The following is a 13,905-nucleotide window of genomic DNA, read 5'->3' on the forward strand; positions in this document are numbered from 1 at the left end:
CATGCCGATCCGCGGGCCGGGGGTTGGACGCTGCCCGCTGATCTGATCCCGTTGTGCCGCCCCGATCATCAACGCAAACATTTGGGAATCTGGCGGCCCACGTTGAACATCGACCGCACGGTCACCTGGCGGCATCGGGATACCGGGCAGGCCATCACCACCCACCCACGCTGACGTCGTCAGCTGCACCGCGCACCGTATTCAACTACGTCGTTCAACTACGTCGCATTCAACCGAGGGGTTGACAAAGGTGCGGTCGGCGCTCACCCTCGTATTAAACCAATCGGTTGAAGACAGACCACAAGCCGAAGACATGGAGTGAGGAACCGATGGCCGACGACGAGTTGTCGAAGGTCTTTGCCGCACTGGCAGATCCGACTCGACGCGACCTTGTTGCGCGACTGGCCGTTTCCGATGCGACGGTCACTGCGCTCGCCGAACCGTACGACGTGAGCGTCCAGGCGGTGTCCAAACACCTCAAGGTCCTCGAGGACGCCGGATTGGTGACGAAAACACGGGAGGCGCAGACGCGTCCGGTCCATCTGGAAGCGGAGGTGTTCGACCTCATGACCGCATGGATCGAGCGATACCGCCGACGGGCCGAGGAGCGTTACCGGCGCCTCGACGCACTGCTGGTGGAGATGAACGACAACCCGGCCGAGACCGACCGACCCGAGAGAAGAGGACAGGCATCATGACCACCACCCAGCCCCGTTATCCAGAGGCCACGATCGAAGCCGACGCAAAGGTGCCGATCATCCGCATCACCCGCGACTTCCGTGGCAGTGTGTCCCAGCTGATGCGCGCCCACACCGACCCCGAACTGTTCGTGCGCTGGGTCGGGCCGGACGCCATCACCAGCCGCATCATCGAGTGGGACGTCCGTAACGGCGGCAGCTGGCGCTACGTCTCCGAACACGATGGGCAGGAGTACGGCTTCCGCGGCTGCTTCCACACCGTCGCCGACGACAAGATCGTGCAGACCTTCACCTTCGAGGGCATGCCCGACGAGGTGTCGCTGGAGACACTGTGGTTCGACGACCTCGGCGACGGCACCACGCGGCTGCGCGCCCAATCGCTGTGTGACAGCTTCCAGGCGCGCGATGGCTGGCTCGCATCGGGCATGGAAGCCGGTGTCGCCGAAGGCTATGCCGCACTCGACCGCATGCTCGCCGCGGGAGAGCTGTGAGCGCGCCCCTCGCCGAGATGCCCCCGGCGCAGCGACATGCCGTGATCGCTGAGGGATTCGCCGAACAGATTGCCGCAGTCGATGATTGGGACGCTCCGACGCCGGTGGCCGGATGGGTGGCCCGCGACGTGGTCTCCCATCTCATCGACTGGTTCCCGGGATTTCTCTCCGCCGGCGGCGTACACCTGCCGGGCGTACCCGATGTCGCCGACGATCCGGCGGCCGCATGGGATGCCCGCCGACGCGACATCGCGACGCTGCTCGACGGGCCCGCAGCGGGCGAGGCGTTCACCCATCCCATGATCGGCGAATTCCGCCTGGCCGACGCAATCGACATGTTCTACACCGCCGATGTGTTCATGCACACCTGGGATCTCTCTGCCGCGGCCGGCCGCGACGCACACCTCGACCCCGAATTCGCCGCGCAACTCCATGCCGGTATGCGGGGGATGGAGGAGGTACTCCGTAGCTCCGGACAGTACGGCCCCGCGGTGCCGGTGCCCGCGGACGCCGACCCCGTCACCGCACTGATCGGCTTCATCGGCCGCGACCCGGCGTGGGCGCCGACCGCCACCATCTGAGCGATTCCGTGTGACCGATTCCGTGTGACCGATTCTGTGTGGCCCATTCCCCGGTCCTCACAGCAAGCTCGCAGGTGGCGCACACCGGAAAGCCAGTGGACCCGGCGGACCATCGTCACCGTGACCGCAACCCGACCCGACGTCGCAACGTTCGACACCGCCGAGACCGCTGCCCACTCACCCCGCCGCGTCGACGAGACGATCCCGAGCGATGCGGCCCTGCCGCCCGCAACCGGCCGGGACCGGGCGCTGCTCGCCGCCCTGCTCGTCACCACCGCGGTGCTCTACCTGTGGAACATCACCATCAACGGCGACGGAAACACCTTCTACGCCGGCGCAGCGTGGGCGGGTTCACGCAACTGGGAGGCGCTGCTCTTCGGTTCGGTGGACCCGGCCAACTTCATCACCGTCGACAAGCCACCGGTGTCGCAGTGGGTGATGGGCCTGTCCGGCCAGATCTTCGGATACTCCTCGGCTGCCATGCTGATCCCCGAAGCCCTGATGGGCGTCGCCGCGGTGGCACTGATGTATGCGATGGTCGCCCGTATCGGTGGGCGTCCGGCCGGGCTGCTCGCCGGGTTCGCGCTCGCGGTGACGCCGGTTGCCGCCATGATGTTCCGGTTCAACAACCCCGACGCGGCGATGGTCCTGCTGATGACTGCCGCCGCGTACTGCACCATGCGCGCCACCGCCCGCGGTTCGATGCGGTGGCTGGCGCTGGCCGGGGTGGCACTCGGATTCGCGTTCCTGGCGAAGATGCTCGAAGGCCTGATGGTGCTCCCGGCGCTCGGCGTCGTCTACCTCCTCGCCGCACCCGTGCCGTTCTGGCGTCGCGTCGGCCATCTGCTCGTCGCCGCAGTCGCCCTTGCCGTCTCGGCCGGATGGTATGTCGTCCTGACGCTGCTGTGGCCCGCGTCGTCGCGGCCGTACCTCGCCGGGTCGACCGACAACAACTTCATGAATCTGGTGATCGGCTACAACGGGCTCGACCGGGTGCAGGGCCGCAGCGGCGGTGCCGGCGCGCACGGCGGTTCGAGCGCGATGACGGACTTCATGCGCGAAAACCCGTCCGTCGCAGACCGATTCGGCGGCCATGGTGGTGGCGGACGTGGCTTCGGCGGGATGTTCGGATCGGGGCCGGGCATCACGCGGTTGTTCACCGGCGAATTCGGCGGCGAGATCTCGTTTCTGCTGCCGACCGCACTGGTCGCACTCATCGTCCTCCTCGCCTTGCGTGGCCGGCGTCCGCGCACCGACCTCGTACGTGCGGGGGCGGTCCTGTTCGGTCTCTGGCTGCTCGTCGACGGATTGCTGCTGTCCTACATGGGTGGAACGGCACATCCGTACTATTCGCTCGCGATCGCGCCGCCGATCGCCGGGCTCGTCGGCCTGGGGGTCTATCAATCCTGGTGTGCACGTGAGGATCTGGTGTCGTGGCGGCGGTACACGGCGCGCGGCGGATTGGCCGCGATGATCGCCGCGGCGGGCATCTGGTCCTTTGTGTTGCTCGATCGCCAGCCGGGCTGGCAGCCGTGGCTGCGCTGGGTGGTGCTCGGCACCGCCGTCGTGGCCGCCGTGCTCGTCCTCGTGCCGGGCAGGTTCGGGCGCCGGGTGGCAGTTGCGGCGGGAATCCTGGGCTTCATCGGTGTCTTCGCCGCGCCCGCGGCGTACGCGATCACCGGCGACACCGTCGCACACACCGGCGGCAGCCCTTCGGTCCTGCCCGACCGGGGATCGCCGACCGGTCACATCGCGAGCACCGCCGGCGCAAGCCGCGCGGGCGGCGTCGGGGCCGGCGGAATGGGCGGCAGCGGGTTCGGCGGTGGGGCCACCAGAGTGCCCGCACAACTCGAGTCGATGCTGCAGGGCAGCCACGCCCGCTGGGCGGCGGCGGTCTCGCGTACCGCCACCGCATCGGGCGTCGAACTCGCCGCGCGGGTTCCGGTGATGGGTATCGGCGGTTTCTCGGGCGATCCCGCGCCCAGCCTCGCGCAGTTCCAGAAGTACGTCGCCGACAAGGACGTCGGCTACTACCTGGCATCCGACGGCGCAGGCGGCGGCCGTGGTGCATCCGGCGGTGCGGGTGCCGACGCCGCCGTTGCCGAGATGTTCGCAGCACACGGATTCGGGGGTGGCCGCAGTTCGGTGACCACCCAGATCCAGCAATGGGTGCAGGCGAACTTCCACGGCACCACGATCGGCGACTACACCGTCTACGACCTCGGCGTGGCACCATCGCCCCAGCCGACGACCACCCAGCCGACGACCACCCAGCCGACGACCACCCAGCCGACGACCACCCAGCCGGCCCCGGCCGCGCACACCAGCGGCCGGTCGACCAACCGTGGTACCACGCCCACGGGCAGGCCCGGCGGCCGCTCCGGCCGCCACCACATCACTCCCGGCTCGACGGACAACCCCCGCCCCGTCGTCGCCGGCTGAGGTGAACCCGGCGCGCGCAATCACCTGCGGCGTACCGTGGACGAGGTGGCAGAAGACTTCACGACCGGGGGCATCCACACCGAAGCCCCGAACGGCGGTTCTACGACCACCGAAACCCGACATCCCTCTCCCCGCACCCTCGGTGAACTACGCGCAAGCGATCATGCTCAGCGCAGCGTGCGCGACGAAATACGCAACAACCTGCTCACCGCGCTGCGCGCGGGCACCGACCCGTGGCCGGGCATCGTCGGCTTCGAGGCGACGGTGATTCCGCAGCTCGAGCGCGCTCTGCTGGCCGGACACGACGTCGTGATGCTCGGTGAGCGCGGCCAGGGCAAGACCCGCATCCTGCGCACCCTCACCGGTCTGCTCGACGAGTGGACCCCGGTGATCGCCGGTTCGGAGCTCGGCGAGCATCCGTACGAGCCGATCACACCCGCCTCGATTCGCAAGGCCGCCAACCTTCTCGACGACCTGCCGATCGAATGGCGCCATCGCAGTGAGCGCTACAGCGAGAAGCTGGCGACCCCGGACACGTCGGTCGCCGATCTCGTCGGCGACATCGATCCGATGAAGGTGGCCGAGGGCCGCAGCCTCGGCGACCCCGAGACCATCCATTTCGGTCTCATCCCGCGTGCCCATCGCGGCATCGTGGCCATCAACGAGCTGCCCGATCTGGCCGAACGCATCCAGGTCTCGATGCTCAATGTGATGGAGGAGCGCGACATCCAGGTCCGCGGATACACGCTGCGGTTGCCGCTGGACGTGTTGGTGATGGCAAGTGCCAACCCGGAGGACTACACCAACCGCGGTCGCATCATCACCCCGCTCAAAGACCGGTTCGGCGCGGAGATCCACACGCACTATCCGCTCGAACTCGACGACGAGATCGCGGTGATCGAGCAGGAGGCCGACCTCACGGCGACGGTGCCCACGTTCATCACCGAGATCCTTGCGCGGTTCACCCGCTACGCCCGTGACCATCCGTCGATCGACCAGCGATCCGGTGTGTCGGCGCGCTTTTCGATCGCCGGCGCCGAGACGGTCGCCGCGGCGGCCCTGCACCGTTCGGCCGTCGCCGGCGAGCAGGTGCCGGTGGCGCGCGTCGTCGACCTCGAGTCGGTGATCGAGGTGTTGCGCGGCAAGATCGAATTCGAGTCCGGCGAAGAGGGACGCGAACTGGAGATCCTGGAGCATCTGATGCGCCGTTCGGTCGCCGACACGGTGCGCGCACACCTCGGCGGCATCGACATGGCGCCGCTGGTGTCGGCGCTGGAATCGGGCGAGCTGGTCGTCACCGGCGATAGGGTCACCGCCGCCGACTTCCTGGCGTCGCTGCCGTCGCCGGAGACCACATCGGGGGTGCTCACCGAGATCGCCGAGCGACTCGAGGCCGACTCCGACGGAGAACGAGCCAGTGCGGTCGAATTGGCCCTGGAAGGACTTTTCTTGGCGCGGCGGATCGGCAAAGAAGCCGACGAGTCGGGTCAGACGATCTACGGCTGAGTGGCACAGGCGGGAGAACCCTATGGTGCACAACAAGTTTCACCGGTCCCGATACCAGCGTTACACCGGCGGGCCCGATCCGCTTGCGCCCCCGGTGGATTTGCGCGAGGCGCTCGACGAGATCGGCGACGACGTGATGAGCGGCGTCAGTCCGCAGCGTGCGCTGCGGGAGTTCCTGCGGCGCGGGTCGCAAGACATGGCGGGCCTCGACAAACTGCGAGAGCAGGTCAACCGGCGCAGGCAGGAGCTGCTGAAGAACCGCAATCTCGACGGTACGTTCGCCGAGATCCGCGAGCTGCTCGACAATGCGGTCCTCGAGGAGCGTAAGCAACTCGCGCGCGACCTCGATGACGAAGCGCGTTTCGCCGAGATGCAGATCGGATCGTTGCCACCGTCGACCGCACAGGCCGTCGAAGAACTGTCCGAATATCAGTGGCGGAGTCCGCAGGCGCGTCAGGACTACGACAAGATCAAGGACCTGCTCGGCCGCGAACTGCTCGATCAGCGTTTCGCCGGTATGAAGGAGGCCCTCGAGGGCGCGAATGACCAAGATCGCCAACAGATCTCGGAGATGCTCTCAGACCTCAACGAGTTACTCGACGCCCACAACCGGGGCGAAGATACTTCGCAGGCCTTCGACGAGTTCATGGCCAAGCACGGCGATCGGTTCCCAGAGAACCCGCGCAACACCGAGGAATTGATCGATTCACTCGCACAGCGGGCGGCGGCGGCGCAGCAGTTCTACAACTCGCTGACCCCCGAGCAGCGTGCCGAGCTCGACCAGCTGGCGCAACAGGCGTTCGGTTCGCCGGATCTGATGGGCCAACTCGCCCAGATGGATTCGGCGTTGCGGCAGGCGCGCCCGGGGCTCGACTGGGACAACGCCCAGGAGTTCTCCGGCGATCAGCAGATGGGGCTGGGGGAGGGTGCCGCGGCGTTGCGTGACATCTCCGAGCTCGAGGCGCTCTCCGAGCAGTTGTCGCAGCAGTACGCCGGCGCACAGATGGACGACATCGACATCGACGCCCTCGAGCGGCAGCTCGGTGAGCAGGCCGGGATCGACGCGCGCACCCTGGCGGAGCTGGAGAAGGCGCTGCGCGAAGAAGGATTCTTCGACCGCACTGCCGACGGCCAACTCCGGTTGAGTCCCAAGGCGATGCGGCAGCTCGGGCAGTCGATCTTCCGTGACATCGCCGAGCAGATGCGCGGCCGTGGCGATCGGCAGACACGCAGCAGCGGATTGCTGGGGGAGCCGTCGGGCGGCACCCGGGAATGGGCCTACGGCGACACCGATCCGTGGGACGTCTCGCGCACCATCTCCAACGCCGTGCTGCGCAGCGCAGCCGAGGGCGCGGCAACCACCGAGGCGCATCCGGGTGTGCACATCGACGTCCGGGACGTGGAGGTCGCCGAGACCGAGGCCCGCACGCAGGCCGCGGTGGTATTGCTCGTCGACACCTCGTTCTCGATGGAGATGGAGGGTCGCTGGACGCCGATGAAGCGTACGGCGATCGCGCTGAATCACCTGATCTCCACCCGCTTCCGCAGCGACGAGCTGCATGTGATCGCCTTCGGCCGCTATGCGCGTTCGATCGACATCGCGGAGCTGACCGGGTTGCAGCCACGGATGGAGCAGGGCACCAACCTGCATCACGCGCTGCTGCTGGCTCAGCGACATCTGCGTCGCTTCCCCAACGCGCAACCGGTGGTACTCGTCGTCACCGACGGCGAACCGACCGCCCATCTCGATCCCAGCGGCGAGCCGTTCTTCTTCTATCCGCCGCATCCGCAGACGATCGCACTGACCGTCCGGGAGCTCGACCACGTCGCCCGCCTCGGCGCGCAGGTGACGTTCTTCCGGCTCGGTGAGGATCCGGGATTGGCGCACTTCATGGATCAGATCGCGCGCCGGATCGGCGGGCGGGTCGTCGCCCCCGACGTCGACGGACTCGGTGCCGCCGTCGTCGGCGACTATCTACGCTCGCGGCGGGGCTCGCGGCGCGGTTGACCCGGCCGGCGCGGCCCGACTCAGGGTCGTATCTCAGGGTGTTCACTCATGTCCGAGCTCGCGGTGCGGGTTTAACCTGACACGGTGAGCACTGCAGAGGATCCCACCCACGACGACGACCGCCGATCGCGGTTGCGCGCCGCCGACGCCGATCGTGAATTGGTGCACGAGATCTTGTCCGCGGCGATGGCGCAGGGCAGCTTGTCGCCGGTCGAGTATGAGGAGCGTGCGGGGAAGGCGGTGATGGCCAAGACCTTTGGTGAGCTCGATGCCCTCACCGATGATCTGCCGGTCACCCAGCTCGGGGTGGCGCTACCTGCGCCGGACGCGCCGTACCCGTCCACGATCACCTCCGGCAGCGGCCGCGAGCCCGTTCACAATCGGCTCGCGATCCTGTCGGGTTCCGAGCTCAACGGGCAGGCCGCGGTGGGCGAGCACCTGTCGGCCACCGCCATTCTCGGCGGCGTCGACATCGATCTGCGGGAGGTCGAATTCACCGCGCCGGTGCTGACGATCCAGTGTGTGGCCGTCATGGGTGGCGTCGACATCACCGTGCCGCCGGACGTGACCGTCGAGATCGGCGGCGCCGCGATCATGGGCGGTTTCAGCGGCCGGGCATCGGGCCCGGGCGCGCCCGGTGCCCCCACCGTCCACGTCACCGGGTTTGCGCTGATGGGTGGCGTCGAGGTGAAACGCAAAGAGCGGGGCGAGAAGCCGCGCAAACTCTGGTAGCGCAACTCAGGCCAGCAGCCACGCGATGATCGCGATGGCGGGGATGGACGCGATGGTGGTGATCAGCGCGGCGTCGCGCGCGAGTACCTGCCCCCGCCGATACCGAGTGGCATACACCAGAACGTTCTGTGCCGTCGGAAGCGCGGCGATCACGGTCTGCGCGAACAGTTTGTGCCCTTGTTCGCCGAAGCCCCACCGGGCGATCACATACACCAGCAGCGGCATCGCGACCGTCTTGAGGACCGTGGCGAGCACGATGTCGCGGCGCGGGCTCTCGCCCTTCTTGAAGATCGTGACGCCGGTGAGCGACAAGCCGAACGCCAGCAGGGCGCCGGGCACCGAGGCATTGCCGAGCATGTTCAGTGGTTCCAGGATCGCCTGTGGTGGCGTCCATCCGATGGCAGAGATGGCCACGCCGATCAGCCCGCCGATGACGATCGGGTTGGTCAGTGGCAGGACCACCGCGTCGCGAAACGGGCGGCCGGTACCGCGCTCGAGGGCGGTCAGATCGAGTGCGGTGAGCGCGATCGGCGAGAAGATGAGGATCTGGAACAGCAGCAGCGGAGCGATGAACGACGCGTCGTCGAGCACGAAGATCGCAATCGGCACACCAAGGTTCACGCTGTTGACATACGACGACGACAGCGCGCCGATGACGAGTTCGGGAACCGGTCGCCGGAGGAACGCCCTGGCGACGATCAGGTAGACGAGGGCGATCGCCAGCGCGCTGCCGCCGGCGATGACGAGTGTCGTGGAGAACACCGCCGACAGATCGGTGGTCACCAGCGAGTGGAACAACAGCGCGGGGGTCGCGACGAAGAACACGAGGCGTGAGAGCACCTCGCCCGCGTGTTCCCCGAGAACTCCGGTGCGACCGAGAAGAAAGCCGACGCCGACCATGATGAAAATCGCTGTGAACCCTGAGAAGACGCCTGACACTCGGACAAGTGTATTGCCGTATCGATTTGCCGTTCGAACGGATGAGTCGGGGCAATCGGGATGGGTGATGGCCGCCGGGGTTCGTTACGCTTGGGCCGCATCACGCTCCCCGGGGGGCGACCGAACACGAAGGGCCGACAGATGTCTTCACCGCACGATGACCACGGACAGTGGGCCGGATCAGGGGCGTCGCCGGGCGACGAGACGACAGTCCATCAACCCAAGATCAACTTCAACAAGTCGGCGTCGACACCTGATGACCTGTCCGAATGGCAGGCCACCCAGCTCAACCAGGCGTCGGCACCCCAGCCCGCGGTGCCGCCACCCGGCTACGAGCAGCCGGGATATGCGCAGCCGGGATATGTACAGCCCGGATATGCGCAGCCCGAATACGGACAGCCTGGGTATGCGCCGCCGGGGTACGGCCAACCGGCGTACGGCCAGCCCGGCTATGGCCAGCCCGCGTATGGCCAACCGGCGTACGGCCAGCCCGGGTACGGGCAGCCGTACCTCGGAGTACCGGCACGCCGGACGAATCCCATGGCGATCGCCGCACTCGTCGTGTCGCTGGTCGGATGTGGGTGCTTCAGCTGGCTCGGCATCGTCTTCGGAGTGATCGGGCGCAATCAGATCAAGAACTCGCACGGCACCGAGGAGGGGGAGGGGATGGCGCTCGCGGGCATCATCATCGGCGCGATCTCTCTTGTCATCGTCATCGTCTACGTCCTGATCTACCTGATCGCGGGCGTAGCTCTGTTCGCCTCCTCGTCCTCGTCGTCCTACAACTGACAGGGCTCGTTTTGGATCCCCGACCACCGGCCGGGTAGTCTGGTGGGGTTGCGTATCGCGCCCGCCGGGTTGCGGAGGCGCTGACCAGGACCAACCATTCCCCGCCCGTCGGTGCGGATGGACGGCGAGAACACGTAGAGAAGGGCACGATCATGGCTGTACCGAAGCGCCGGATGTCGCGGGCGAACACCCGCAGCCGTCGTTCGCAGTGGAAGGCGGACAACCCCGTACTGCAAGAGGTCAAGGTGAACGGCGTTGCGCAGCGCATTCCGCGCCGCCTCGTCAAGGCCGCTCAGGCCGGCATCATCGATCTCGACCGCCGCTGACCGACCGGCCCACCGGGTCATACACGTACCGACCGCCCCGCGATCTCCGCGGGGCGGTCGTTGCTGTCGGCGGGCAGGCGATTCGGATCGATCTGACTGTATCGATCGATCCACATCCCCGGATGGGCCGATCGTCGTATCGTCAGACCATGCCGGGGGAAAAATCTGATCGTCGTCGTCTGTTCGGTGTGCGCGGGTTCGTCGCAGTTGTCGTGGCGGGCGTACTCGCCGTCATCGTGCCGCTCTCGGTCGGCCCGGCCGCTGCCGCCGTGCAGGCGGGCGTCGGCGCGGGCAGCGTCACACAGGCCTACCTGACCGGCGCGACGCCGGGGGCATCGGTGAGCCTCCGCGACGCCTCGGGCGCGCAGGTGGGGTCGGGCCGGGTCGATCAGCTCGGGTCCTTTGTGGTGCGCGATCTCGCGCCGGGCGGCGGCTACCGGTTCGCCGTCGACGGGAAGCCCGGCAACGTATTCGGTGTGCTCGACACCTCGCCGCCGCCGACCGATCTCTATCGGCAGCATCTCAAACCCGGATACAACTACATCCGGGTGCGCGACGGGATCAGCCTCGCGGTGATGGTGCGGTTGCCGGTCGGAAAGACCCTCGCCGACGGCCCGTTTCCGACGGTCATCGAATACTCCGGCTATCAGACGGCCGCACCCGGCGACTTTGTCCTCGGCGCCCTGGGCTCGATCGCGCATGTGTCCGATCCGCGCGCACCCGCGATCGCCACTATGCTGGGCGGCATCGCCGGACCCGCAGCAGGTTTCGCCACGGTCAATGTGCAGATGCGCGGAAGTGGCTGTTCGGGAGGGGCATTCGATCTCTTCGACTACCCGACCACCTACGACGGCTATGACGTCATCGAGACCGTTGCGCGGCAATCCTTTGTCGCCGGGCACAAGGTCGGGATGATCGGCATCTCGTTCTCCGGCATCTCCCAGATCGCGGTCGCCGGAACTCGCCCGCCCAGCCTGGCGGCCATCGCGCCGATGAGCATCACCGACGATCTGTACTCGACCGGCTTTCCCGGCGGCATCTTCAACACCGGCTTCGCCAACTCGTGGCTCACCGAACGCCAGGACGACGCGCGGCCCGCACCGCAAGGAGGCCAACCCTATCCGCGGGTGGCCATCGCCGACGGCGACCGGGTGTGCCAGGCCAATCAGCGTCTGCGGCTGCAGACCCAGGACGTCAAACAGCTCGTCGCCGACAACCCCACGCGCACACCGTCATTGTTCGACCACCGGTCGCCGTCCTACTGGGCACCCCGGATCGACGTGCCGGTGTTCCTGTCCGGGGCGCTCCAGGACGAACAGACCGGCCCGCAATGGACCTCGATCATTCCCCGGCTGGCGCACAACCCCAACGTGTGGGTCACCGCGATCAACGGCGCACACTTCGACTCGGCACATCCGCAGATCCTCAGCTCGTGGTACGAGTTCCTGAATCTCTTTGTGGCCAAACGGGTTCCGCCACCCGATCCGGCGCTGACCGCGCTCGGACCGGTGCTCTACGAGGCGACGACCGGTGCGCCGGGCGTTCCGATCGTCACCGACCGGCTTTCCGGCCAGCCGTCGGTGAACGCCGCGCGCGCCCGGTTCGTCCAGAACCCCCGGGTGCGGGTCTTCTACGGCAACGGCACCGGCGGCGGTCCCCCCGGCAACCCGGCCGCGGCCTGGTCGGCAGGGTACTCGTCGTGGCCGCCGGCGTCGGTGGGTGACGGCCTCCGCCTGCCACTGGGAACCGGCGGGCGACTCGGCGCCGACGGTCCGGCCGGGCAGGCGTCATTCCGGCCCGATCCGGCACGCCGGCCGGCCGGCACACTCGACGTATCCGGGGCGTCGCAGGATCCGTGGAAGGCCGAACCGGCGTACAACTGGGCGCCGGTCACCGGCGACGTCGGACTCGGATTCACAAGTGCGCCAACCGGCTCGGACACCGTTGCAGTGGGTCCGGCGTCGCTGGATCTGAAGCTGGCGTCATCGGCACCCGACACCGACCTGCAGGCCACCATCTCGGAGGTACGGCCCGACGGGACCGAACAGTACGTGACCTCGGGTTATCTGCGCAGCTCGCTGCGCGCGACGAACGCCGCCGCGACCACATTGAACCCGTCGCGGGATTGGCTTGCGCCACAACCGCTCTCACCCGGGTTCCACACGGTGCGCATTGCGCTGAACCCCATCGCCTATGCCTTCGACAAGGGCTCACGCATCCGGGTGACCATCACCGCCCCCGGCGGCGACCGGCCCTCGTGGCGTTTTGGCACCCCCGCGACCGGCGGCCGGGTGGTCGACACCGTCGAACTCGGTCCGGGTGCATCGTCGTTGGTGCTGCCCGTCGTACCGGGCGCATCGGCGGCGGTCCGGTCGACCACCTGTGAGGGCGTGCGCGGGCAGCCGTGCCGGCATTACGTGCCCGCCGGGAACGGCGGGTAGCCCCGCATTCCCGGCGGTTGCGGCTCGTTACTGCGCGATCAGCTTGTTGACGGTGCGGTTGACGAAGTTCGGGATGAACTTGGCGGCATTGCCCAACACCAGGGTCTGGGCGCCGACGGAGTAGCTCGTGCGATGCAGCAGCCGGTCGGCGCGGGTCGGGTGCACCGACTCGAAGACCTTCTCGGCGACCTGCTCGGGGGTGATGCGCACGCCGAGGGTCTTGGTGGACTTGGCGTCGTTGTCGGCCAGCGCGGTCTTGGCCCACAACGGCCAGATGCTGACGGCCCGGATGTCGTCGTGCTCCCATTCGAGTTCGAGGGCCTCGGTGAGACCGCCGACGAAGAACTTGGCGGCCGAATAGGTGGCGATGCCCGGCTGGCCGTAGATCGCCGACGCCGAGGCGATGTTCACCACGTGCGCGCCGGGGGTGGCCTTGAGGTAGGGGTAGGCGGCCTGCGCGCCGAAGGTGACGCCGAGCGCGTCGATGTCGATCTGGGCGCGGATGGCCGCCGGCGAGATCTCGTCGAGACGCCCGGCCACCAGCACGCCGGCGTTGTTGTCGAGGACGTCGAGGGTGCCGCCGGTGTGCTCGGTGAACGCCGCGAGCTGCTCGGCCCACTGCTGCGGCTCGCGCACGTCGAGGACACCGGTGTGGAAGTTCGGGTGATCGGCGTGCACCTTGTCGAGCGCATCCTGGTTGACGTCGTACACACCGACGGTCCAGCCGGCACGGTCGAAGCGTTGCGCGGTGGCCAGTCCAATGCCGGATGCGCCTCCGGTGATGAAGATCGATGACATGTGCACTCCTTGCTCTGAGCTGCATAAACGTGTGACTCCACAGAACTTACTCGTGAGTATGGTAGCGAAGTTGTTTACCGCGTCACACAGGGCTGCTATCTTGACAATAAGCGTTGATATGACATCAGACGTTGTCATAGAAGACATGAGCGAC

12 protein-coding genes are annotated in these 13,905 nt (G+C 67.6%); 10 read left to right on the forward strand and 2 right to left on the reverse strand.

Going from position 1 to position 13,905, the window contains the following annotated elements; translation table 11 throughout:
• The first annotated feature begins 329 nt into the window (after positions 1-329).
• From ACPXB3_RS20165 to ACPXB3_RS20195, 7 genes are all read left to right on the forward strand, one after another.
• The gene (locus ACPXB3_RS20165; protein WP_425706518.1) at positions 330-698 is read left to right on the forward strand and encodes an ArsR/SmtB family transcription factor; all 369 of its coding nucleotides are present in this window, start codon (positions 330-332) and stop codon (positions 696-698) included.
• Positions 695-1,189: an SRPBCC family protein gene (locus tag ACPXB3_RS20170; protein WP_425729286.1), complete on the forward strand. Its 495-nt coding sequence runs from the start codon at positions 695-697 to the stop codon at positions 1,187-1,189. Before ACPXB3_RS20165 ends, ACPXB3_RS20170 begins: the two co-directional genes overlap by 4 nt.
• The gene (locus ACPXB3_RS20175) at positions 1,186-1,770 is read left to right on the forward strand and encodes a TIGR03086 family metal-binding protein (RefSeq protein ID WP_425706516.1); all 585 of its coding nucleotides are present in this window, start codon (positions 1,186-1,188) and stop codon (positions 1,768-1,770) included. The genes ACPXB3_RS20170 and ACPXB3_RS20175 overlap by 4 nt, the downstream gene beginning before the upstream one ends.
• Positions 1,771-1,890: 120 nt before the next feature.
• Entirely contained in the window at positions 1,891-4,212 is a 2,322-nt protein-coding gene (locus ACPXB3_RS20180; RefSeq protein WP_425706515.1) for an ArnT family glycosyltransferase, read from the forward strand.
• 36 nt (positions 4,213-4,248) lie between these two features.
• On the forward strand, positions 4,249-5,718 hold the full coding sequence (locus ACPXB3_RS20185) for a sigma 54-interacting transcriptional regulator (RefSeq protein ID WP_425729288.1): 1,470 nt from the start codon (positions 4,249-4,251) through the stop codon (positions 5,716-5,718).
• 22 nt (positions 5,719-5,740) lie between these two features.
• A complete protein-coding gene (locus tag ACPXB3_RS20190; RefSeq protein ID WP_425706513.1) occupies positions 5,741-7,726 on the forward strand; it encodes a vWA domain-containing protein in 1,986 nt (661 codons plus the stop codon).
• An 84-nt stretch (positions 7,727-7,810) separates the two neighbouring features.
• Positions 7,811-8,458 carry a DUF1707 SHOCT-like domain-containing protein gene (locus ACPXB3_RS20195; RefSeq protein ID WP_425706512.1) on the forward strand — a complete coding sequence of 216 codons (648 nt, stop codon included), beginning with the start codon at positions 7,811-7,813 and terminating at the stop codon, positions 8,456-8,458.
• 6 nt (positions 8,459-8,464) lie between these two features.
• On the opposite strand, the gene ACPXB3_RS20200 is transcribed toward ACPXB3_RS20195, so the two are convergent.
• Positions 8,465-9,397, reverse strand: a complete 933-nt coding sequence (locus ACPXB3_RS20200) for an AEC family transporter (protein ID WP_425706511.1) — start codon at positions 9,395-9,397, stop codon at positions 8,465-8,467.
• Between the two features lie 141 nt (positions 9,398-9,538).
• On the opposite strand from ACPXB3_RS20200, the gene ACPXB3_RS20205 reads away from it, so the two are divergent.
• From ACPXB3_RS20205 to ACPXB3_RS20215, 3 genes are all read left to right on the forward strand, one after another.
• Entirely contained in the window at positions 9,539-10,186 is a 648-nt protein-coding gene (locus tag ACPXB3_RS20205) for a DUF4190 domain-containing protein (RefSeq protein WP_425729290.1), read from the forward strand.
• A 152-nt stretch (positions 10,187-10,338) separates the two neighbouring features.
• Complete coding sequence (gene rpmF / locus ACPXB3_RS20210) at positions 10,339-10,512, forward strand: 50S ribosomal protein L32 (RefSeq protein WP_425706509.1); 174 nt, start codon at positions 10,339-10,341, stop codon at positions 10,510-10,512.
• 149 nt (positions 10,513-10,661) lie between these two features.
• Positions 10,662-12,953, forward strand: coding sequence for a CocE/NonD family hydrolase (locus ACPXB3_RS20215; protein WP_425729292.1), 2,292 nt, complete (start codon positions 10,662-10,664; stop codon positions 12,951-12,953).
• Between the two features lie 27 nt (positions 12,954-12,980).
• Here the strand turns inward: ACPXB3_RS20215 and ACPXB3_RS20220 are convergent, their stop codons facing one another.
• Positions 12,981-13,751 carry an SDR family oxidoreductase gene (locus tag ACPXB3_RS20220; protein ID WP_425706507.1) on the reverse strand — a complete coding sequence of 257 codons (771 nt, stop codon included), beginning with the start codon at positions 13,749-13,751 and terminating at the stop codon, positions 12,981-12,983.
• Positions 13,752-13,905: the final 154 nt, after the last annotated feature.

Source organism: Gordonia sp. DT219, from assembly GCF_049847065.1.
Lineage (GTDB): Bacteria > Actinomycetota > Actinomycetes > Mycobacteriales > Mycobacteriaceae > Gordonia.